This is a genomic window from Micromonospora sp. NPDC005553, from assembly GCF_042871765.1.
GTDB lineage: Bacteria > Actinomycetota > Actinomycetes > Mycobacteriales > Micromonosporaceae > Micromonospora.
Genome location: NZ_JBIAJD010000001.1, coordinates 201,226 through 222,111 on the forward strand (window position 1 = coordinate 201,226; position 20,886 = coordinate 222,111).

21 protein-coding genes and 1 riboswitch are annotated in these 20,886 nt (G+C 71.9%); of the genes, 14 read left to right on the forward strand and 7 right to left on the reverse strand.

From position 1 onward, the window contains the following. Positions 1–150: 150 nt before the first annotated feature. Positions 151–280, reverse strand: a riboswitch (cobalamin riboswitch). A 341-nt stretch (positions 281–621) separates the two neighbouring features. Continuing rightward, positions 622–1,338, forward strand: a complete 717-nt coding sequence (locus ACFYPG_RS01045; protein ID WP_387349378.1) for an MBL fold metallo-hydrolase — start codon at positions 622–624, stop codon at positions 1,336–1,338. Positions 1,339–1,443: 105 nt separating this feature from the next. Here the strand turns inward: ACFYPG_RS01045 and ACFYPG_RS01050 are convergent, their stop codons facing one another. Beyond that, positions 1,444–1,779, reverse strand: a complete 336-nt coding sequence (locus ACFYPG_RS01050; protein WP_387349380.1) for a hypothetical protein — start codon at positions 1,777–1,779, stop codon at positions 1,444–1,446. Between the two features lie 119 nt (positions 1,780–1,898). On the opposite strand from ACFYPG_RS01050, the gene ACFYPG_RS01055 reads away from it, so the two are divergent. Together ACFYPG_RS01055 and ACFYPG_RS01060 are read left to right on the forward strand one after the other, a co-directional pair. After that, entirely contained in the window at positions 1,899–2,480 is a 582-nt protein-coding gene (locus ACFYPG_RS01055; RefSeq protein WP_387349382.1) for an RNA polymerase sigma factor, read from the forward strand. Further along, on the forward strand, positions 2,473–3,192 hold the full coding sequence (locus ACFYPG_RS01060) for a hypothetical protein (protein ID WP_387349383.1): 720 nt from the start codon (positions 2,473–2,475) through the stop codon (positions 3,190–3,192). The genes ACFYPG_RS01055 and ACFYPG_RS01060 overlap by 8 nt, the downstream gene beginning before the upstream one ends. On the opposite strand, the gene ACFYPG_RS01065 is transcribed toward ACFYPG_RS01060, so the two are convergent. Continuing rightward, complete coding sequence (locus ACFYPG_RS01065; protein WP_387349385.1) at positions 3,189–3,965, reverse strand: maleylpyruvate isomerase family mycothiol-dependent enzyme; 777 nt, start codon at positions 3,963–3,965, stop codon at positions 3,189–3,191. The two genes, ACFYPG_RS01060 and ACFYPG_RS01065, sit on opposite strands and share 4 nt — an antisense overlap. A 146-nt stretch (positions 3,966–4,111) precedes the next feature. Here ACFYPG_RS01065 and ACFYPG_RS01070 point away from each other — a divergent pair, with 146 nt between their 5' ends. The 3 genes from ACFYPG_RS01070 (at position 4,112) to ileS (ending at position 8,742) form a co-directional block, all read left to right on the forward strand. Continuing rightward, on the forward strand, positions 4,112–4,618 hold the full coding sequence (locus ACFYPG_RS01070) for a hypothetical protein (protein WP_387349386.1): 507 nt from the start codon (positions 4,112–4,114) through the stop codon (positions 4,616–4,618). Between the two features lie 30 nt (positions 4,619–4,648). Beyond that, positions 4,649–5,317 carry a hypothetical protein gene (locus tag ACFYPG_RS01075; protein ID WP_387349388.1) on the forward strand — a complete coding sequence of 223 codons (669 nt, stop codon included), beginning with the start codon at positions 4,649–4,651 and terminating at the stop codon, positions 5,315–5,317. Positions 5,318–5,595: 278 nt separating this feature from the next. After that, positions 5,596–8,742 (forward strand): isoleucine--tRNA ligase, encoded by a 3,147-nt coding sequence (ileS, locus tag ACFYPG_RS01080; RefSeq protein WP_387349390.1) that lies wholly within the window; start codon positions 5,596–5,598, stop codon positions 8,740–8,742. Between the two features lie 19 nt (positions 8,743–8,761). On the opposite strand, the gene ACFYPG_RS01085 is transcribed toward ileS, so the two are convergent. Both ACFYPG_RS01085 and ACFYPG_RS01090 read right to left on the reverse strand, forming a co-directional pair. Further along, positions 8,762–9,658 (reverse strand): aldo/keto reductase, encoded by an 897-nt coding sequence (locus ACFYPG_RS01085; protein WP_387349391.1) that lies wholly within the window; start codon positions 9,656–9,658, stop codon positions 8,762–8,764. Positions 9,659–9,731: 73 nt separating this feature from the next. Beyond that, positions 9,732–10,985 (reverse strand): MFS transporter, encoded by a 1,254-nt coding sequence (locus ACFYPG_RS01090; protein WP_387349393.1) that lies wholly within the window; start codon positions 10,983–10,985, stop codon positions 9,732–9,734. 158 nt (positions 10,986–11,143) lie between these two features. Between ACFYPG_RS01090 and ACFYPG_RS01095 the strand changes: the two genes are divergently transcribed. Next, a complete protein-coding gene (locus ACFYPG_RS01095; RefSeq protein WP_387349395.1) occupies positions 11,144–12,136 on the forward strand; it encodes a LacI family DNA-binding transcriptional regulator in 993 nt (330 codons plus the stop codon). Between the two features lie 91 nt (positions 12,137–12,227). Further along, positions 12,228–12,935 carry an alpha/beta hydrolase gene (locus tag ACFYPG_RS01100; RefSeq protein ID WP_387349396.1) on the forward strand — a complete coding sequence of 236 codons (708 nt, stop codon included), beginning with the start codon at positions 12,228–12,230 and terminating at the stop codon, positions 12,933–12,935. Between the two features lie 33 nt (positions 12,936–12,968). Here the strand turns inward: ACFYPG_RS01100 and ACFYPG_RS01105 are convergent, their stop codons facing one another. Both ACFYPG_RS01105 and ACFYPG_RS01110 read right to left on the reverse strand, forming a co-directional pair. Then, complete coding sequence (locus ACFYPG_RS01105) at positions 12,969–14,093, reverse strand: aromatic acid exporter family protein (protein WP_387349398.1); 1,125 nt, start codon at positions 14,091–14,093, stop codon at positions 12,969–12,971. 476 nt (positions 14,094–14,569) lie between these two features. Continuing rightward, entirely contained in the window at positions 14,570–15,199 is a 630-nt protein-coding gene (locus tag ACFYPG_RS01110; RefSeq protein WP_387349400.1) for a TetR/AcrR family transcriptional regulator, read from the reverse strand. 67 nt (positions 15,200–15,266) lie between these two features. Here ACFYPG_RS01110 and ACFYPG_RS01115 point away from each other — a divergent pair, with 67 nt between their 5' ends. Then, positions 15,267–16,430 carry an FAD-dependent oxidoreductase gene (locus ACFYPG_RS01115; RefSeq protein WP_387349401.1) on the forward strand — a complete coding sequence of 388 codons (1,164 nt, stop codon included), beginning with the start codon at positions 15,267–15,269 and terminating at the stop codon, positions 16,428–16,430. Here ACFYPG_RS01115 and ACFYPG_RS01120 read toward each other — a convergent pair. After that, on the reverse strand, positions 16,400–16,864 hold the full coding sequence (locus tag ACFYPG_RS01120) for an NUDIX domain-containing protein (protein WP_387349403.1): 465 nt from the start codon (positions 16,862–16,864) through the stop codon (positions 16,400–16,402). The two genes, ACFYPG_RS01115 and ACFYPG_RS01120, sit on opposite strands and share 31 nt — an antisense overlap. Positions 16,865–17,034: 170 nt before the next feature. Between ACFYPG_RS01120 and ACFYPG_RS01125 the strand changes: the two genes are divergently transcribed. The 5 genes from ACFYPG_RS01125 (at position 17,035) to ACFYPG_RS01145 (ending at position 20,885) form a co-directional block, all read left to right on the forward strand. Further along, positions 17,035–17,817: an LppM family (lipo)protein gene (locus tag ACFYPG_RS01125; protein ID WP_357199233.1), complete on the forward strand. Its 783-nt coding sequence runs from the start codon at positions 17,035–17,037 to the stop codon at positions 17,815–17,817. Positions 17,818–17,960: 143 nt separating this feature from the next. Next, positions 17,961–18,296 (forward strand): hypothetical protein, encoded by a 336-nt coding sequence (locus tag ACFYPG_RS01130; protein ID WP_355007395.1) that lies wholly within the window; start codon positions 17,961–17,963, stop codon positions 18,294–18,296. Positions 18,297–18,307: 11 nt separating this feature from the next. Further along, positions 18,308–18,916, forward strand: a complete 609-nt coding sequence (locus ACFYPG_RS01135; RefSeq protein WP_355007394.1) for a glycine zipper family protein — start codon at positions 18,308–18,310, stop codon at positions 18,914–18,916. Then, on the forward strand, positions 18,913–19,611 hold the full coding sequence (locus tag ACFYPG_RS01140; protein ID WP_355007393.1) for a carboxypeptidase regulatory-like domain-containing protein: 699 nt from the start codon (positions 18,913–18,915) through the stop codon (positions 19,609–19,611). Before ACFYPG_RS01135 ends, ACFYPG_RS01140 begins: the two co-directional genes overlap by 4 nt. Before the next feature lie 23 nt (positions 19,612–19,634). Beyond that, positions 19,635–20,885 carry a phage tail sheath family protein gene (locus tag ACFYPG_RS01145; RefSeq protein WP_387349405.1) on the forward strand — a complete coding sequence of 417 codons (1,251 nt, stop codon included), beginning with the start codon at positions 19,635–19,637 and terminating at the stop codon, positions 20,883–20,885. The last annotated feature ends 1 nt before the right edge of the window (position 20,886 follow it).

The window sequence follows — 20,886 nt, forward strand, 5'->3', positions numbered from 1 at the left end:
ATCAGCTCAGCGGTGCCGGTGGCCGGTGTCCGGTGTCCTTGCAATGCACTGCCTGCAGTGCGAGACGACGATAGTCGTCGATGAATGAGACGCCGTGCGTCATCGGGTCCTCCTCGGGTGTCCACGCCCTGGGGTACGTCCCGACGGCCGAAGTATCCTGGCTTCCGGATCGACGCTCTCCCCCGGCCTTCCAACCGCAGACACACGGCCGTGACTCACGAGGGGGGATCGCTCCCCGGTGACAGTGGCGGGACCGCGTCGGATTCGCACCGACTTCCTTCACTGCCGTCAGGCCGCGAATGCTGCCACACCGCCGCGCCGCCGGTCAACGCCGGCCCGGCCCCGCCAGGCCGACGGCATTCATCGAGCTTCAGCGATTGGTGCAGGCGCGACTCCGCGCGGCGTAATGCCCCAGATCAATGTGCGACATCCTTTGCTCTGCTTACCTATACGCACCGGGCACGGAGGGTGACCGGCGTCTATAGGTAAGCAGAGCAAAGGATGGCCGAACCAGCTCTCACCTGCGCCGATCATCCGGCAGGGCGGTGCCGGCCGAAACCCTCACCTAGGATCGGCGAACGCCACACCAGTGTCCGCGATCAATCTCGGAGGTCGATCACCATGGTCGCCCCGCAGTTCCACCACCTGGCGGGCCGGGTCTGGCTCTGTCCGGGCGATCCCGACCCGGAGGCGGTCCAGGCCGGCGTCGCCGTCGTCGCCGACGAACGCGGCAGTGTGATGATCGACGCCGGGCAGAGCCCCGCGCACGCCCGCGAGATCCAGGGCGCGCTGGCCGCCGCCGGGCTCCCGGAGCCGCGTTGGCTGGTCTACACCCACCATCACTGGGACCACGTGTGGGGCGCCTGCGCCTGGCCCGGCGTGGAAATCGTCGGGCACGAGACGGCCGTGTCGCTGCTGCGCGCCGAGGCCGCCCGACCGTGGAGCCACCGCTACCTGCAAGAGCAGGTACTCGCCGATCCCCGCCTGCGCCCGAGCTTCCAGGCCCGCGCACGCGCGATGCCGTCCTGGGAAGACTTCGCCATCCTGCCGCCGACCCGGACCTTCGCCGACGTGGACGAGCTGCCGGTCGGGGTTCGGCTACGCCACGTCGGGGGCGGGCACGCACCGGATTCGGCAGTGGTGCTGGTGCCCGACTCGGGGGTGATGCTGCTGGGCGACTGCTTCTACCCGCCGCCGGCGCACCTGCGCCGACCGGAGGACGGCCTCGACGTCGACCTGGTCCGACGACTGCTCGACAGCACCTACCACTGGTACGTCTCCAGCCACGCCGACCCGATGACGTTCGAGCAGGCCCGCTCAGCCGTCGAAGGCGCCTGATCCAGCCGGCAACGCCCTTCCAGCACCGAGTGCGGGCGCCTCAGGCCGGCACACCGTTCATCTTCAGAACGATGAAGCCCCGGCCACGAGCGTCCGGGCTGCGCCTCAGCGGGCGTGCCGTTCCGGGTGGGCCCGGCTCCAGGTCCGCATCCGTTCCGGGTAGCCGGTGCGCGCCGCCTCGTACAGCGGCACCGCGTGCTTGCGGGCGATGGCCCCGGCCGCACGGGGCGTTCCGGTACGGCGGCGGATCCACTCGCCGTCGTGGGCGATCGCCACCACCGTGGTGTCCGTCGCCGTGGTCTCCGGCTCCAGGTAGAACTCCACCCCGTGCCGGGTGGCCACGAACGCCTCCAGCGCCGCGAGGTCGTCGCGGGTCGCCTCCCGGTCCAGCTTCGTCGGGGTCGCCTCGGCACCCCGTGACCGGCGACTGAACCAGCTCATGACCAGCCCCTCTCCTCGACGTCCCTCCAGTGGAGCACCGATTCCTGGCAATACGCTGCACGGCGGATGGGAGCAACCTGACCCACGCCGGGTGGAACCCGCAGCGGGTGGGCGGTGTCATGAGTGTGATCCGAACGGAGGCTCCCCTGGACGACGAGACGCTCGTCACCCGCGCTCGGGCAGGTGACCTGGAGGCGTACGACCTCCTGGTCACCCGGCACACCGCGTCCGCGTACCGGACCGCGGTGCTGCTCGGCGCGGGCTCGGACTCCGAGGACGTCATCCAGGAGGCGTTTGTGAAGGCGCACCGGAAGCTGTCCCGTTACCGGGGTGACGCGTCCTTCCGGTCGTGGCTGCTCGCGATCGTCGCGAACGAGACCCGCAACCTGCACCGCTCCCGTGGCCGGCGCGACGGGCTCGTCCTGCGGGCGGCGGCAGCGGACCCGAGGTCTGAGATCGCCGAGGACGACGCGGTCGCCGCGGTCCTCGCCGGGGAGCGCCGGAGGTCGCTGGTGCAGGCGCTGCGGCAACTGCCAACACGGGACCGCGAGGTCATCGTCTGCCGGTTCTTCCTCGACCTCACCGAGGAGGAGACGGTGTCGGCTCTGGGCTGGCCCCGGGGCACAGTGAAGTCGCGTACGTCCCGGGCGCTGGCGAAGCTGCGCGGCCTGCTCGACAGTGCGGAGGTCCGGCATGGGTGACCTCGAACGGGAACTGCGCGACCTGTCCGCCTGGCTGGACACCCCTGATCCGCCCGACGTGACCGCCCGTGTCCGCGTACGACTGGGCACACCCGCGCCCCGGCGGCGGCGGTGGCGGTCGCTCGCCGCGGTGGCGTTCGTCGCCCTGCTGGTGGCGCTGTTGCCGCCGACGCGTGCCGCGATCGCCGACGCCGTCACGGGGCTGCTGCGCTTCGCCGGGGTCAGCATCGCCACCTCACCCGCCCCGGTGCTGCCCGGCGGCACCGCGTCGCCGTTGCCCGGGCAGCGGACCGTCGCCCTGGCCGAGGCCCAGCGGGCGGTGCGGTTTCCGATCCGCCTGCCGGCGAAGCTGGGCCCGCCCGAACAGGTACTGGTCGCCGACCCCGACGCCACTGGCCGGTACCGGGTGGCGACGCTGCTCTACGACGGAGGCGCGCTGCGCGTCGACGCGTTCGACGGTCACCTCGACCTGGCCTTCCACAAGGAGATCACCCCGCCGGGCGCGAACTGGGTCCAGGTGAACGGCGACTTCGCCGTCTGGGTCGACGGCCCACACGCGGTGTCCTACGTGGACCGGGCGGGTGGGATCCGCAGAGAGACCGCCCGACTTGCCGCCTCGACGCTGATCTGGCAGGACAACGACGTGAGCTACCGGCTTGAGGGGGCCCTCACCAAGGCCGAGGCGATCGAGGTCGCGCGCTCTGTGGGCTAGTGCGCGTTCGGGTCCCAGTCCGCTAGCTGCTCCATCGGCTTGGTGTCGCCGGTGGCTTCCAGGCCGTCGAGCGGGACGCGATCGTAGAAGTAGAGGACCATGTTGCTCGCTGCGCCTCGCATCGCCATGTCGCCCGGCTCGGCGTCGGCGGCGAGGTCGTCGCAGCGGACGCCGTCGGCGTCGAGGGTCAGGCGCCAGGAGCGGCCCTCGGTCGTGTGCAGGTCGATGGTCGCCGGCTCGAACGGCCAGGGGACGGTCGTCGCCGCGACGGTCGTCAGGAACTCATCGACGCCCTCGACCGCGACGTCCGTCGGCAGCGGCTGCGCCGCCCCCTGGGTGAGCTGCACGTCGTAGGTGTGGACGGCCAGTTCCTGGACCTGGTGCCGGGCCACGGCTCCGCTGGTCTCCGGGGCCTGCGAGCGGCCCCACCAGGTCCAGCAGCCGCGGTCCGGGCCGGCCTCGCGCATCGCGTCGAGCATCAGCTCGGTCGATTCGGCGAGCCAGGCGTCGAGGGCCTCGCGGTTGCGGGGCGCGGTCGGGGCGCCCTTCGGGTCCGTCCTCGTCGGGGGCTCGGCGCCCGGGCCCGCCGCGACGATGACGGCCTGGCGACGGCGGCCGTCGCCGAGGTGCTGCGCCAGTTCGCGCAGCGTCCAGTCGGGGCAGGTCGGGACCTGGACGTCAAGGTCGGGGGCGGACGCGATCGCGGCGCGGAACGCCGCCGAGCGGCCTTCGATCAGCCGCAGGACCTCGGGGAACTCCACAGTGTTCGGCACCACGGTTGTCTATCACCGCGCGCCGCCAGCGGATAGTGAATTCGTCGGCCCAGGACGTTCGGCCCCGCCGAGCACGAGGAACCTGGCGGGCCTGGGCGGTGTCGGAAGGGTGCGGCGAGTCGTCGACGCGTACCGGAAGGAGCGAGATGGTTTCCTGGGGCAGGTTGATGCTGGCATCCTCGGTGGTCCTGCTGGCGGGGTGCACGACCACGACCAGCGGGGCGGCGCCGACGGCGGGTGCGGCCACCACGGCGAGCACCGCGACCGCCTGCGCGGCGCGGGTCGAGACGGGGTCGCTGCCGGACTGGGCGGACGCCGGGTTCAGCGGGGGCGCGCGGGCTCCGCACGTCTTCGGCGCGAAGGGCGACATCGTGGCGGTGCTGTTCGCCCACCCGCTGCGGCAGGTCCGGACAGACGGGTCGAACAACAAGATCCTGTGGGTGGCCCGCGCCGCCACGACCTCCCCCGACCCGACCGCGCCGGCGACCCTGGAGATCACCGCGAGGTTGGACGGCACCGACACCCGGGTGATCCGGGAGGTTCCCGGTGGCCCCGGTCCGTCGATCATCGACCTGCCCGAGGCCGGCTGCTGGCGCCTCGACCTGCGCTGGTCCGGGCACGCCGACACGATGGACCTGGTCTACGCCCCCTGAGCCAGCACCGGGCCACCTAGGCTGCCTGACGTGCAGGAGGACGAACGGGTAGCGGCGGCGGCCCGCAACAACGCCGAGTGGTGCGACATCGTCTGCGGCAGCCAGGGGTTGGCCGGCCGTACCGACGCCGACGCCTGGTGGGTCCCCCACCCTTCGCCGCAGTGGTACCCGGACGCGGTCACCCTACGGCCGGGCGTCGACGCCGAGACCCTGCTGGCCCGGATCGACGCCGGGCCCGGCGCGTCGGTGAAGGACAGCTTCGCCGACCTCGACCTGTCCGGGTACGGGTTCCGGGTGCTCTTCGACGCGCAGTGGATCCACCGGCCACCGTCGGCACCACCTGTCGACACACCGCTGGCCCCGGTCACCACACCCGACGAGTTGGCGGCCTGGGCGGCGGCCCACGGCGGCGGGGATCTGTTCCGCCCCGCGCTCCTGGCTGACCCCCGCGTACGGGTGCTCGCCCGACACGACGACCGGGGTGTGGTCACCGGTGGAGCGGTGCTCAGCGGCGACGGCCCGTACGGCGTCTCCAACCTGTTCGCCCGCGTCGACACCTCCCGGGCCATCTGGCGCGCGGTGTGTGCCACAGTGCCCGACGCGCCGCTGGTCGGCTACGAGAGCACCCCGGAACTGGCGCCGGCGCTCTCCGCTGGTTTCACCACCACCGGCCCTCTCCGCATCTGGCTGCACGGCTAGCGCTCCGGCCACGGGCCCCGCGCACGGCCAGCTATGCTGAGCGGCATCGGCACCGATCCGGCCATCACCGGGGAGCCTCCGGAAGAACGGGCAGTTCGACCGCCCAAGTAGAACCGGACGTAGCGGCACGTCACGTCGTGAAATTGAGCGGCGCCTGCACCGTCGAGGCGCAAGCGGGGTGGTACCGCGGAGTCCTGGCCATACGCCCGGCGCTTCGTCCCCGCGTGGGCAGTGAGCTGATGCCCCCGCGAGCGGACGTGACGTGTAGGGAGAACTCGGTGCCGGACGGTCCGTCGAAGTCGCCATTCGTGCCACTGCCCACCAAGATCGACCTTGGCGGGATGGACCGTGCGCTCATCGAGTGGTGGCAGGCCAACAACGTGTTCAACCGGAGTCTGGAGCAGACGGCCGACGGCCCGCCGTGGGTGTTCTACGAGGGCCCGCCGACCGCCAACGGCACGCCGGGCACCCACCACATCGAGGCGAGGGTCTTCAAGGACCTCTTTCCCCGGTACCGGACGATGCGGGGCTTCTCGGTGCCGCGCCGTGCCGGGTGGGACTGCCACGGCCTGCCCGTCGAACTCGCGGTGGAAAAGGAACTGGGGCTCAGCGGCAAGGCCGACATCGAGAGGATGGGCGTCGCGGAGTTCAACGCCCTGTGCCGCACCTCGGTGCTGCGGCACGTCGACGAGTTCGTCCAGCTCAGCGAGCGTATGGGTTACTGGATCGACCTGGAGCATCCGTACCAGACCATGTCCCCGGAGTACGTGGACAGCGTCTGGTGGTCACTGAAGCAGATCCACGACGGCGGCCGGCTGGTGGAGGACTTCCGGGTCGCGCCGTACTGCACACGCGACGGCACGACCCTGTCCGACCACGAGGTGGCGCAGGGGTACGAGACCGTCACCGACCCTTCCGTGTACGTGCGGTTTCCGGTGCGCGGGGACGTGGCCGGCCACAGCGGCGTCGACCTGCTGATCTGGACCACCACCCCGTGGACCCTGGTGTCCAACACCGCCGTCGCCGTACACCCCGGGGTGACGTACGCCCTCGCCCGCACCGGGCAGGGCACGTTCGTCGTCGCCGAACCACTGGCCCGGCGGGTCCTCGGCGACGAGGCGGAGATCCTGGCGACCGTACCCGGTTCGGCCCTGGAGGGACTGCGGTACGAGCGGCCGTTCGACCTGGTGGACATCCCGGACGCGCACCTCGTGGTCCTCGCGGAGTACGTCACGACCGAGGACGGCACCGGCCTGGTGCACCAGGCGCCGGCATTCGGCGCGGACGACCTCGCCGTCTGCCGCGCGTACGGGTTGCCGCTGGTCAACCCGGTCGCCCCGAACGGGCGGTTCAACGACGGCATAGACCTGGTCGGTGGGGTGTTCTTCAAGGACGCCGACGCGTTGCTGATCGACCGTCTCAGGCAGTCTGGTCGGTTGTTCCGGCACGAACCGTTCGAGCACCCCTACCCGCACTGCTGGCGGTGCCACACACCGCTGATGTACTACGCGCAGCCGTCCTGGTACATCCGGACGACCGAGGTCCGCGACGAGCTGACGCGGGAGAACGAGAACACCAACTGGTTCCCGGAGCACATCAAGCACGGCCGCTACGGCGACTGGCTGAAGAACAACATCGACTGGGCGGTGTCCCGTTCCCGGTACTGGGGCACCCCGCTACCGCTGTGGCGATGCCCGGACAACCACGTGACCGCTGTCGGTTCCCGTACGGAGCTCGGCGAGCTGGCCGGCGCCGACCTGTCCGAGCTGGATCCGCACCGCCCGTACGTCGACGAGATCACCTTCGCCTGCCCGGACTGCGGCCGGACCGCCAGCCGGGTCCCGGAGGTGATCGACGCCTGGTACGACTCCGGTGCCATGCCGTTCGCGTCGTTGGGCTACCCCCACGTGCCGGGTAGCAGGGAGATCTTCGAGCGCACCTACCCGGCCCAGTACATCTGCGAGGCGATCGACCAGACGCGGGGGTGGTTCTACACGCTGATGGCGGTGGGCACGCTGGTCTTCGACCGGTCCCCGTACGAGAACGTCGTCTGCCTCGGGCACATCCTGGCCGAGGACGGCCGCAAGATGAGCAAACACCTGGGCAACATCCTGCTGCCGATCCCGTTGATGGACACCCACGGCGCTGACGCGGTGCGCTGGTTCATGGCCTGCTCCGGCTCACCGTGGTCGCCGCGCCGGATCGGGCCCGGCCCGCTCGACGAGATCGTCCGCAAGGTGTTGATGACGTACTGGAACACCGCTGCGTTCTTCTCCCTCTACGCGGCGAACTCGACGTGGGCGCCGCAACTGGCGCAGCCGATCGCCCAGCGGCCGGTGTTGGACCGGTGGATCGTCGGCGAGGTCCACGCCCTCGCGGCCGCCGTCGACGAACGGATGCAGAACTACGACACGGCGCGCGCCGGCCGGCTGCTCGCCGACTTCATCGACGACCTGTCGAACTGGTACGTGCGGCGGTCGCGGCAGCGTTTCTGGGAGGGCGACCCCGACGCCCTCGCCACCCTGTACGAGTGCATCGACATTCTCACGCGGCTACTGGCGCCCTTCGTTCCCTTCGTCACCGAGCAGGTGTGGCAGCAGGTCGTCCGGCCGGGTGCCGCGACGGCTGCGGAGTCGGTGCACCTGGCCACCTGGCCCACACCGGACACCACACTGATCAGTACGGAGTTGTCGGCCCAGGTGGCCACGGCGCGGGCGTTGGCCGAGGCGGGACGGTCCGCGCGTAAGGCGAGCAGCCTGCGGATCCGGCAGCCGTTGAGCCGGGCGCTCGTGGGGCTGCCGGCCGGCACCGTTCTCCCACAGGCGTTGCTGGACGACATCGGCGACGAGTTGAACGTCAAGGTCCTCCAGCCGCTCGACGCCCAGAGCGGGGTCATCGACGTGCGGGTCAAAGCGAACTTCCGGACCCTGGGCCGCCGGTTCGGCAACCGCACCCAGCACGTCGCGACGGCGATTGCCGCCGTTACCCCCCGCGACCTGGTCGACGGCGTCCGAGCGAACGGATCGTACCCGCTGTCGGTCGACGGTACGCAGGTCGAGGTGGGCCTGGACGACATCCTGATCACGGAGGTGCCGCGCACCGGTTGGGTCGTGGAGTCCCAGCGCGGCGCGACGATCGCGTTGGACACCGAGATCACCCCCGAACTGGCGGCCGAGGGCGTCGCACGCGACGTCGTCCGCATCATCCAGCAGGCCCGCCGTGACGCCGACTTCGAGGTCGCCGACCGGATCACGGTGTCGATCGCCGCCTCCGCGGATGTCGCGGCGGCGATCTCCGCGCATCAGTTGCTCATCGCGCACGAGACCCTCGCGCTCCAGCTGACGGTCACGGACGCGTTGTCGGAGGGGTTCTCCGGCACTGTGGGCGACGGTCAGGAGGTCGTCGTGCACGTCGTGCGGGCCTGAGTGGTGACGGGGTGGACGATCAGTGGAGACGGGTCAGGTCTTCCGGGGTCAGGCGTAGGGCTCCGGCGGCGATGTTCTGCGCCAGGTGCTCCGGGTCCGCAGTGCCGGGGATGGCGAGCACGTGAGGGCCCTGGTGCAGGGTCCAGGCGAGGCGTACCTGCTGCGGGGTGACGCCGTGGGCGCGGGCGACCGCCTCCACGGCCTCGCCCTGGGCGGTGCTCGCGCCCGCCTCCCGCCCGGTGCCGGCCAGCGCGAAGAACGGCACGTAGGCGATGCCCCGCTCACCGCAGAGCCGGACGAACGCGTCCTGCTCCCGGTAGGCGTCCACCCCGTAGTTGTTCTGCACGCAGACCACCGGCGCGATGCCCGTCACCTCGTCCAGCTGTTCCGGCCGGACGTTGGAGAGCCCAAGGTGCCGGATCAGCCCGGCAGCCCGCAACTCGGCGAGCGCGCCGAACCGGTCGGCCACCGGCACCGCACCCGGCCCTCGGCCGAGGCGCAGGTTCACCACGTCGAGCTGGTCGCGGCCGAGCCGGCGAAGGTTCTCCTCCACCTGGGCCCGCAACTGCGCCGGGGTGAACGCCTCGGTGAAGCCCGCCTCCGGGTCGTACCCGAAACCGACCTTGGTGGCGATCACCAGGTCCTCCGGGTACGGGGCGAGCGCCGCGCGGATCAGCTCGGTGGCGTAACGGGCCGGCCCGGTGCCGACACGTAGGGTGCCGCCGGGCGAGACGTAGAACGCGGCGGTGTCGATGTGGTTGACGCCCAGCTCCACGGCGCGGCGCAGCAGGGCGACGGCCCGGTCAGGGTCGGGGTTCGCGGTGATCCGCATGGAGCCGAAGCCCATCCGGCGCACTGTGCGGTCGCCCAGGGTCCAGGTGCCCGCCGCGGCGGCGGTGATCTCATCGGTTGGCATCGGGCGACCCTAACCAGCTCGGGTACGTGACGCAGTCGGCCACGCACCCGATACCGCCCGACGGCGGAGTGGGTTATTTTTCTATGGCAGACGAAACCGCGTGCGGCGGGCGCAGCACCGGCACCAGCAGCAGGGTCGGCAGCAGCAGCAACGGCACCGCCAGCAACGCGCGCAGGGTGCCGACCTCGTCGCCGACCAGCCCCAGCAACGGCGGGCCACCGAGGAACGCGGTGTAGCCGATCACCGCGACCACGCTCACCCGCACCGCCGCGTGCGCCTCGTCGTCGGCCGCCGCGCTCATTCCGACCGGGAAGCCCAGCGACGCACCCAGGCCCCACAGCGCGACGCCGATGACAGCCACCGCCCCGGAGCCCGCCAGCACCGCCAGGCCGGCGCCGACCACGGCGAGGCCGATGGTGCCGCTGAGCACCGGCACCCGACCCCACCGGTCCAGCGCGATGGTGCCGACGGTGCGTCCGACGGTCATGCCGACCACGAAGACCGCGAAGACCGCCGCGCCGGCGGCCTCGCTCAACTCCCGTCCATCGATGAACGCCACGGCCAGCCAGTCGTTGGCGGCACCCTCGGTGAACGCCGCCACCAGCACGAACAGCCCGATCAGCAGGGTGCGCGGCTCCCGCCAGGCAGCGAGCTGAGCCCGGCGGCGGGCAGCCGGGGTGGCGTCCGCCGGGTCGCCGGTGTGATCGCTGCCCACGGGCATGAACGTCCGGGCGGCGAGCGCGGTGCCGATCAACACGACAACTGCCACAGCGACGAGATGCGCGCCGACCGACACGTCGAACCGGGCCGCCCCGGCGCCCAGCGCCGCTCCGGCCACCGAGCCGAGGCTCCACCCGGCGTGGAACCGGGGCATGATCGTACGAGCCAGTCGCCGTTCCACCGCCGCGCCCTCGACGTTCATCGCCACGTCGCAGGCGCCGGAGCCGTAGCCGAGGGCGACGAGCCCCAGGGCGACGACGGCGAACGACCCGGTCATCGTGGCGCCCAGGCCCGCCACGGTCAGGCCGACCGCGACCACCCCGGTGGCGAGGGTGACGGTGCGGGCCGCGCCGAGACGCTGGGCGAGCAGGCCGGCCGTGGGCATGGCGAGCAACGCGCCGACGCTCATCGCCAGCAGCAGCAACCCGAGTCGGCCGGCGGAGAGGTCCAACGCCTCCCGGACCGCCGGAACGCGGGAGAACCAGCTACCCACGGCCAGCCCGTTGAGGGTGAAGGTGACAGCGACGCCGTTGCGGGCGAGTCGCACCGTCCGCAGGGTCGGCGACGCGGTTTCCGGGGCTAACGGTCGACTGGTGGGGGCGCTCACGAGGGTAAGTCCTCTTTCTCGGGGTGATCTCCTGGCACGATCGCACACCTGAGAGCGCTACCACCACAACCGGGCACCGCCCCTTACCGCTGCTGGACCGGCCGGGGCATGATGGGCAGGCGTTGGTCCCACCTGACGGGCCGCCGCAGGAGGCGACGATGACGACAGCGGCACACCGACCGGCCACTCTTGAGGACGTGGCCCGGGTCGCCGGGGTGTCCCGGTCCACGGCGTCGCGGGTGATCGCCGGCACGGGGTTCGCCTCGCCGGCTGCCCGGAAACAGGTCACGGCGGCCGTCGACCAGCTCGGCTACGTGCCCAACCCGGCCGCGCGGGCGCTGGTCCACGGCAGAGGCGGCGTACGCCTGGTCGTTGCCGTTCTGGGCACCAGCGCCGCGGTGCTGGACGACCCGTACGTGAACCAGGTGGTCGGCGCGGCCGCCCGGGTGTGCACGCCCGCCGGTGTCGGGGTGGCCCTGTGCTGGCTGCCGTTCGGCGACCCCCGCAGCCTCGACCAACTCGAGGGCGATCGCAGTGTGTACGGGGTGATCCTGGTCAACACCACCGAGGAGCTGCTGGCGGCGGTGCCCCGGTCGCTGCGCGGTCGGGTGGTCTCGATCGGCATCGGCTCGGCGACAGTGCCCTCGTTCGACGTCGACAACGCCGCCGGCTCCGAGGCGGTGCTGCGTCATCTGTACGCCTCGGGGCGCCGCCGGATCGCCATGGTGACCGGCCCCCGGTGGCTGCCCTGCGCGCAACGCCCCGTTCAGACGTACCGCCGGCTGATGGCCGAGGCCGGCCTACCGGAGCGGACACTGCCCGGGGACTTCCGGGCCCCGCGCGGCCGGACGGCGGCCGGCGAGGCGCTGCGCCGCTGGCCGGACATCGACGCCATCTACGCGATCAGCGACGACACCGCGCTCGGGGTGATCGCTGGCCTGCGCGACGCCGGCGCGCAGGTGCCCGACGACGTCGCGGTGGCCGGCTTCGACGACATTCCGTTGGCCGGGATGACGGCCCCGGCGCTGACCACGGCGAGTCATCCGGTCGGGCGGATCGCCGGCGCCGCAGCTACCGCTCTGTTGGAGGGGCGCCCGGCTGCCCCGGTGACCCTCTTCCCATCCGCACTGGTCGCACGAGCCAGCGCTTGAGTCGACGCCCGGTCGAGCACGCTCACGGTTAACCAGTGACGGGCCGGGTAACCGCGTCGGAGCTTCCGTCCACCGTGAGGAGCGCCGACCCGTGTCCGACTCCGCGCCGTCGCACTGGGACCCGGCACCGAGCCCCCGGGACGGCCGGTTGACCGCCCGCCGCCACCCTCCGGTGGCGCCGGGCCGCACCGGGCTGGTGCCGATGACCGGCCCCGACGGTGACCGGCTGGCCCTGGGGTACGCCCCGGAGCCGGCCACCGATGGTTCGGCGTACCGGTTGGTGCTGCTCCTGCACGGTGCGGGCGGCTCGGCGCGACAGGGGCTGGACCTGCTGTTGCCGGTCGCGAACGCGCATCATCTGCTGCTGGTCGCCCCGGACTCGTCAGCGGCCAGCTGGGACCTGATCGCCGGCGGCTTCGGGGCGGACGTGGGGCGCCTCGACGGGCTGTTGGCGACCGTCTTCGACACCTACCCGGTGACCGACGTGACAGTCGGTGGCTTCTCCGACGGCGCCTCGTACGCGCTGTCGCTGGGCTTGGCGAACGGGGATCTGGTCGACGCGGTGCTGGCCTTCTCCCCCGGTTTCGCCGCGCCACCGGTCACCCACGGTCGGCCACGGATCTTCATCTCGCACGGCGTCGACGACCGGGTGTTGCCCATCGACGTGTGCAGCCGCCGTCTCGTTCCCCACCTGCACGACCTCGGCTACGACGTGACCTACCAGGAGTTCCCCGGCGGCCACGCCATCCCCGCCCCGATCCGCGACGCCGCCACCACCTGGCTGACCGCCCATCCTTGAAGGTCGGGGAACCAGCGTTGAGCAGTGCGGACATCAGACCGGTGGGAGGCCCAGGGCTTCGTCGACGCGGGCGAGGACGGCGGCGTCGTCCTCCGGGTTGACGCCGCGCAGCAGGTCGATGGCAGTGGCCCGGACCTGACCGATGATCATCGCCAGGGGGAGGGTCTGCGTGGGGCCGAAGAGCTGCCCGGCGGCGTGCACCGCGGCCAGCGCCGACTCGTCGGCCCGACTGGCGTGCCCGTCGGCGGTCTCCTCCTGCCCGTCGAGGTCGGCGGCGAGGGCGGCACCGGCCTGACGGACCGCCTCGGCCAGTGACCGCAGGGCGACGCCCAGCTCGGGCGGAACAGGAGTGTGCAGCCGGCTGAGGGTCACCCCCGCACGGGCCAGCACGCGGACGTTGCGGACCGCGTAGTCAATCTGTCGGATCGACTCGTCCACCGAACGCAGCCGACCGATGTGCCGACGTCGACGGACGTTGAGCCGCAGCGCCTCACCGGCGGCCAGCACTCCGTCGCGCAGCCCGTCCACCCGGGCGTCCATCCCCCGCGCCTGCCTCAGCGCGGCGACCGCCGCCGGCTCGTCATGGTCGTTCAGCGCGTCGGCGATTCCGCCCAGCAGACCGGCCAGCTCGTCGAAGGTCCGCCGCACCTCGGCGACCAGCGGGGCCAGCGGATGCCGGGCGTCGACCAGCAGGCTGGCCGCGAGGGCCACCGCGCCGCCGACCAGCGCGTCGACGAAGCGGAACGGCACCAACGAGCCGTCCGGCGGTGCGACCACCACCAGGTAGAGCGCGGAGACGGCCGCCTGCACCAGCGTCACGCCGGTGGCGCCGAAGGCCACCGCCAGGAGGACTGTGAGCAGGATGACGGTGAACACCGTCCAGGTGCTGCCCGGCCCGAGCGCCTGCACCACCAGGTCCGCGACGAGCACCCCGGCGGCGACCCCGAGGATGACCTCGACGGCCCTGCGGATGCGCTGCCCCCGGGCCTGTCCGAGGACGATCAGCGCGGCGGCCGGCGCGAAGAAGGGCTGCGGGTGCCCGAGCAACCGGGTGGCCAGCAGCCAGGCCACTGTCGCCGCGACGGTTGCCTCCAACACCGGCCGCCAGCCGTGCCGCAGCCGGCCGCCGGCCGTCCGCAGGCCGCTGAACCGCACCATCGCCGAACCTCTCCACCCCGCTGGGCCACCCGCCGGACCGCCCCAACGCCAAGCCGCCAGACCGCCAGACCGTCAAGCCGTCAAGCCGTCAAGCCGTCAAGCCGTCAAGCCGTCAAGCCGTCAAGCCGTCAGCTCACCACATCCGCCACCAGCTCACGCCGGCACACCGCAGCACGCCGTTCACTCGCCCTTTGGAGCTGATGTCACAGACGAATCAGGCGCGATGTCGTAAACGATTCAGCTCCAAAGGGCCGGCCCACCGCACCTGGCGGCGGCCCACGGCATCCCGTGGCGATCGTCTCCCATCACGCGTCGGACCTGATCACCGGGCTGCTGTGCGACCCTCCCCGGTGCCAGCGCGTAGGCCCGGCCCGCCCGCACACCACCAGGCCCGCACACCATCGGGCCCGCACACCATCAGGCCTGCGCGCGGCCAGGCCCGGCGGCGTCCCGCTCGTTGACCGGCGTCGGTCGGGTCAGCTTCCGGTGAGGGCGCGCAGCAGCGTACGGACGGCGGCGCTCAGGTCGGCGCGGCTGGCGACCGTACCGGGCGGTGGGGCGCTGAGCGCGCCCGCGCCGGCCAGCCGGTCGAAGAGCAGCCCATCCACGAACGCCACGAACTGGTCGCCCTGCCGATCAGGGTCGGTGGCCCCGGCCCGGGTCAGCAGGTCCCGGGCCTGCACCCGCAGGCCGGTGCCGTGCTGCAGGATGCCGCGCAGCTCGGGCCGGTGCACCGCCTCCAGCAGGCACGCGTAGCGGGCGAGGCTCCGGCTGCGTCCGGTGCTCAACCAGCGGTCGAGCACCTCGGCGACGCCGGCGGCGAGCGCGTCGAGGTCGCCGCTGTCGAGCCGAGGCGCAGGAGTCGGGGGTGGCGGGCCGGTCGGCAGGTCGTACGCGGCCAGGTCGGCCCGGTCCCGCTCGGCGAGCCGTCCCACCACCGCCTCGATCAGCGCCTGCCGGGTCCGCAGGTACGCGGAGGTGGTGCCCGGCGGCATTCCGGCACGGCCGTCCACCGCCCGGTGGGTCAGGGCTCGCATGCCGCCGTCGGCGATCAATTCGATGGCCGCGTCGGTCAGCGTCGCGATCCGGTTCACCCGCGCCGTCATGGCACTCCTCCCTCCTGGTGGTCCGGAGGTAGTATCGCTCTTCTACAGGTGTAGAAGGAGGATCGACATGGACGACTCACACGCGGTGGTGGTCGGCGCCGGCATCGGCGGGTTGAGCGCGGCGCTCGCCCTGCACCGGCACGGATGGCGGGTCACCGTGCTGGAGCGCGCCCCCGAGATGCGCGAGGTCGGCGCCGGCCTGAGCCTGATGGCGAACGCGGTGCGCGCACTGGACGCCCTCGGCCTCGGCCCGGCCCTGCGCCGGGGCGGACACGGTGAGGCGCCCGGCGGAATGCGCGACCGGCACGGGCGGTGGTTGTCCCGGGTGGAGGCCGCGGAGATGATCAGACAGCTGGGCACCACGGCGCTGGGCGTGCACCGGGCCACGCTGCACCGCACCCTGCGCGAGGCCCTGCCGGCGTCGTCCCTGCACACCTCCGCTGTGGTGGAGCACGTCGAGTCGGGCCCGGACAGCGCCGAGGTGCGCTACCAGGGGCCTGACGGCCCCCACACGGTCACCGCCGATCTGGTGGTCGGCGCCGACGGCCTGCGCAGCCGGGTCCGCGCCCAACTCTGGCCGCAACACCCCGGCCCGGTGTACGCCGGATCGACGACGTGGCGGGCGGCCATCGCCTTCCCCGATCCGATCCCGGCCGCCATCACCTGGGGGCCGGGGGCCGAGTTCGGCATGGTGCCGATCGGCGACGGCCAGCTCTACTGGTACGGCGCACTGAACGCCCCGCCCGGTGGCCACGCTCCCGACGAGCTGGCGGCAGTGCGGGAGCACTTCGGCGACTGGCACGACCCCATCCCGGCGCTTCTCGCGGCAACCCCACCCGACGTCGTGCTGCGCAACGACATCCACCACCTGGCCGAGCCGCTGCCCTCGTACGTGCGGGGGCGGGTGGCCTTGCTCGGCGACGCGGCCCACCCGATGACACCCAACCTGGGGCAGGGCGCCGGACAGGCGATCGAGGACGCTGTAGTGCTCGGCGCGGTCTGCGCCGGCGGCGCAGGGCACGTGCCCGCCGCCCTGGCAGCGTACGACGAGCAGCGTCGACCACGCAGTCAGTCAGTTGCCCGTGCCTCCTACGTCGCTGGACGGTTCGGACAGCAGCTGCACAACCCGGTCGCCTTCGCGATGCGGACCGTCGCGTTGCGGCTCATCCCGAGCCGGCTGGCCCTGCGCAGCATGGCCCGCTACGCGGACTGGCGACCGCCGGCGGGCTGAGCCGGGCCAGCGATCCGGCCGGTGGCCAGGGCGGCGTACTCCGCCGAGGCGAGGAACTCGGTCAACACCTCCACGGTGCCCGGCGTCCACTGACGACCGTCGAGCACGTCGGCACCGGGGACGAAGAGCATCGCCGCGCCCTCGCCGAGCACCACGTCCTCCTGCCGGGCCCTGGTGGTGCCGAGGAAGTAGTGCTTCACCCGGGCCAGCTCGGGCAGCGACTGCACGGCGACCGGTTGCAGTGGACCGTCGGCCCGCAGGCCGGTCTCCTCCAACAACTCCCGCTCGGCTGTCTGCTCCGGCGTCTCCCCCGGCTCGCCGTGGCCGCCCGGCAGACCCCACACGTTCGGGTGGTGCGTCGCGTCGCCGTCGCGCAGTTGCAACAGCAGCTGCCCGTCGGGATCTACCAGCAGGACGCACGCGACAATTCTCATCCGGCCAGACTACGGCCGACGAGGAGCCGTCGTGGCCCCAAAGCTCCAGAATAGTCATTCGGGGCGTCGGCGGAACTAATCAAAGGCGACAGTGCGCCGGTACAATCGGCGACTTCGTTGTGACCGATCGCTGACTGCTGATGGTGAAATCGATCACACACACTGATCCCATGAACAGGAGAGTCAACCGCGGTAGGGCACTCCGCGTCGCGGTGTGCCTCCTTCTTCTCGCCGCGCTGAGCGGCTGCATGCAGCTCAACATGGGGTTGACCGTCAACGCCGACGACACTGTCGACGGGCAGCTCCTGCTGACGGCTCAGAAGTCCGTGCTGAGCAGTCGTAACAAGAATCTCCCGGTCGCCTTCGCGGAGTTGCGGCAGAACATCCCCGCCCTACCGGCGGGCGAGGAAACCCTTTACCAGGACGACACTTTCTACGGCTCCCAGATCAGTTACCGCAAGGCGCCGCTGGCCGGTTTCGACACCGAGAGCGTGAAACTGGTCAGGGACGGCGATCTTTACCGCTTCACGCTGCCGCTCGATCCCAAGAAATATGGTGGAAAGGTTGCCGAGCAGAATCCGCAGAACCAACAGGCGTTCCTCAAGCTCATGTCGTTCGAGATCTCGGTGACATTTCCCGGCCGGGTGATCGACAGCAATGGCTCCGTCAACGGCCGGTCGGTCAGCTGGAAGGTCGATCCCAACCAGGACAAGCCAGCCGAGCTGCGGGCCGTGGCCGAGGCGCCACCGCGACCGTCCACCTCGCCGGTTGCCGCCGGCGAGGAGGACGACGGCGGATTCCCCTGGCTGTTCGTCGTCGGCGGTGTCCTCCTCCTGCTGCTGCTCGCCGCGGTGGGCGTACTCCTGATTCGCCGCCGTCACCCCGCGGCGCCGGCGGCGCCCGGTCCGACCCCGCCGCCGGGCCCTCCCGCCGGCGCCCCGGGGCCCGGCTGATCCATCTGGTGGCCGGCTCGGCCGGTCACGCCCGGCCCCGGCCGCCCCCGAGACGACGGCGACCGGCCCCGGTGCTCCCCACAGGGGCACCGGACCTCACCACCACCACATCCCGGTCGCACCATCGCAGAAGGGGGATCGTCATGAACGATCTCTTCACCTGGGCAGCCCTGGGGACCATCGCCGGCGCGAGCGCCGCCACCCTGCTGGCCACCAACGTCATCGGCGGGCTGATCGGCCCGAGCGGCGACAAGCTCCGCAAGTGGATCGCCATCGCCATCGCGTTGCTGCTGTCCTACGTGACAGCGGCGTTCGCCGACGAGGCCGGCGGCGAGAAGTGGGTCATCGCGTTCTTCAACGCGCTGGTCATCTTCTCCGCCGCACTCGGCGTCAACCAGTTCCCGCCCGGCAATCGACAGGCGACGCCGACCCAGGTCGCGAGCGGTCGTGAGCCCCGAGTCTTCCGTTCCTGGGTCTGAGGGGTGCCGTCATGGTCTTCGGAATTCTCAGCGCAGCCGCTCACGTCGGCTTCGGCGCCCTGCTCGGCTTCCTCGCCGGTGGCCCCATCGGGCTGCTGATCGGCGCCGTCGTGGGCCTGGTGGTCGGCGCGGTCTTCGGCTGGTCGGTGGCCTCCGCCGGGGTGTACGGCTCGGACGCCCGCGGCATCTTCCTCTTCGTCGTCGACCACACCTGGAGTCTGCTCAACACTGTCGTCGGCGCGATCTACCTGACGGTGCACCTGATCTTCGGGCACTCACTGGACCGGCCCACATCACTGAACAGCGGCCGGGTCAGCGTCGTGGAGGGAGTCTCGCCCCGCTACGCCACCACCATCGGCACCGTCTGCGCCGGCTCCAGCTCCGGCATCCAGCGGCACGAGGACGTGCACATCTTCCAGGGTCGTCTGCTCGGGCCGCTCTACATCCCCCTCGTCCTGGCCAACTACGTCCTGTTCACCATCGCGCCGGTGTGGCTGCTCTACCACGACCACACCAACGCGCCGATCAACCGCTTCACCCGGTACTTCGAGATCGGCGTCTACCCGCACGTGTGGAACGAGGCCATCGCGTACCGGATCCAGGGGACGCCGCCGCGATGACCACCCACGGGCGCGGACCGATCGAGAGCGCCACCGCCGAGCTGGTCGCCTGGGTGACCAGCGCGGTGGGGGAACCGGTCCCGATCGGCCCGCCCCGCGCGTGCGACGACGCCGACGGGCTCACCCTCTGGCCCCTCGAACTGCGCCCGGCCCGGCAGACCCGCTCCAGCGGCGCGGTCCGCGAACCGTACCGGTTCACGGTCCGCCACCTGCTCTGCGTCACCGGTCCGGCCGGGTTGCCCCGGCTGGACCGGGTGCTCACCGCCGCGACCAGCGACGGCAGTTACCCGGTCGTACTGGAGGCCGGTGATCCACCGCTGTGGACGGCGTTCGGTACCGCGCCCCGACCGGCGCTGCTGATCGACGTGGCGGCGCAGGTGGACCACCCGACTCCGGCCGCGCCGCCGGTGCTGCAACCGCTGCGGTTGCGGCAACTCGACGTGCGCAGCCTCAGTGGGCGGGTCGTCGGCCCCCAGGAGCAGCCACTGGCCGCGATGCGGGTCGAGCTGCCCGCCACCGGCTCCGCCACCCGCACCGACACCGAGGGCCGGTTCCTGATCGTCGGTGTCCCGCACGACCCCGAGCACCCGAGCCCGGTCCGGCTGCGGCTGAGCGGACGCGGGCTCGTCCTCACCGCCGACGTCGACCCGGCCGAGGACGACATCGTCATCGTCTGCGCGCCACCGACCCACTGACACCCACAGGCACAGGAGGACCGATGCCCAGTTACTTCTCCCCCGGCATCTATGTCGAGGAGGTCCCCAGCGGCGCCCGACCGATCGGGCCGGCGAGCACCAGCATCGCCGCTTTCGTCGGCGTCGCCCCGGACCGCTCCGCCCACCTGGGCAAGGCGGTGCCGGTCAACAACTGGACGGAGTTCCTGCGGCTCTTCGCCGGTGGGGAGCGGGTGGAGAGCACCCCGTTGGCACGGGCGGTCTTCGGCTTCCTGGACAACGGGGGCGCCCGCTGCTGGGTGGTCAACGTCGGCGAGGGTGGCGCGATCACCGGCTCCGGGCAGCGGCGCGGGGGTCTGCAACTGCTGGAGGCCGTCGACGAGATCTCGATCATCGCCGCGCCCGGCTTCCACGACGTCGTGTCGCACGAGGCGCTGCTCAGCATGGCCGAGCGCACCCGCACCATGGTCGCGATCTGCGACCCGGCGCCGGACATCGACGACATCTCCGCGTTGACCCGGGTGGCCACGCCGTCCTCCGGCAAACCCCCCAAGCCCGCCGAGGGTACGGGCGGCGGTCCCGGCGGCGGCGCGGCCCAGCCGGGCGGCTCCGGCGGCCACGAGGGGGCCGCCTACCGGCCGCGCCAGTCCGAGTTCGGCGCCTTCTACTACCCCTGGCTGCGGGTGCGCGACCCGATCAGCGGCGAGTTGGAGCTCACCCCGCCGAGCGGGCACCTGGCCGGCATCTGGGCCCGCACCGACGCCCTACGCGGGGTGCACAAGGCACCGGCCAACGAGCCGGTGCGCGGCGCCGTCGACCTGGGCTACCTGGTCACCCGACCGGAACACGACGTGCTCAACCCCAAGGGTGTCAACGTGATCCGCTACTTCGCCGGCGAGGGCATCCGCGTCTGGGGCGCCCGTACGCTCGCCGCCGAGGCCAGCGAGTGGCGCTACCTCAACGTCCGACGCCTCAGCATCGCCATCGAGCAGGCCATCGCCAACGGCACCCGGTGGATGGTGTTCGAGCCCAACGACTTCACCCTCTGGCGTTCGATCCGGCGCGACATCGGGGCGTTCCTCACCAGGGTGTGGCGCGACGGCGCGCTGCTGGGGCGCAGCCCGGAGGAGGCGTTCTTCGTCAAGTGCGACGAGGAGACCAATCCGCCGGACGTCCGCGACGCGGGCATGGTGATCGCCCACATCGGCATCGCGGTCGTCAAGCCCGCCGAGTTCGTGGTGTTCAAGCTGAGCCAGTGGGCCGGTGGCACCGAGACCGAGACGATCGGAGGCTGAC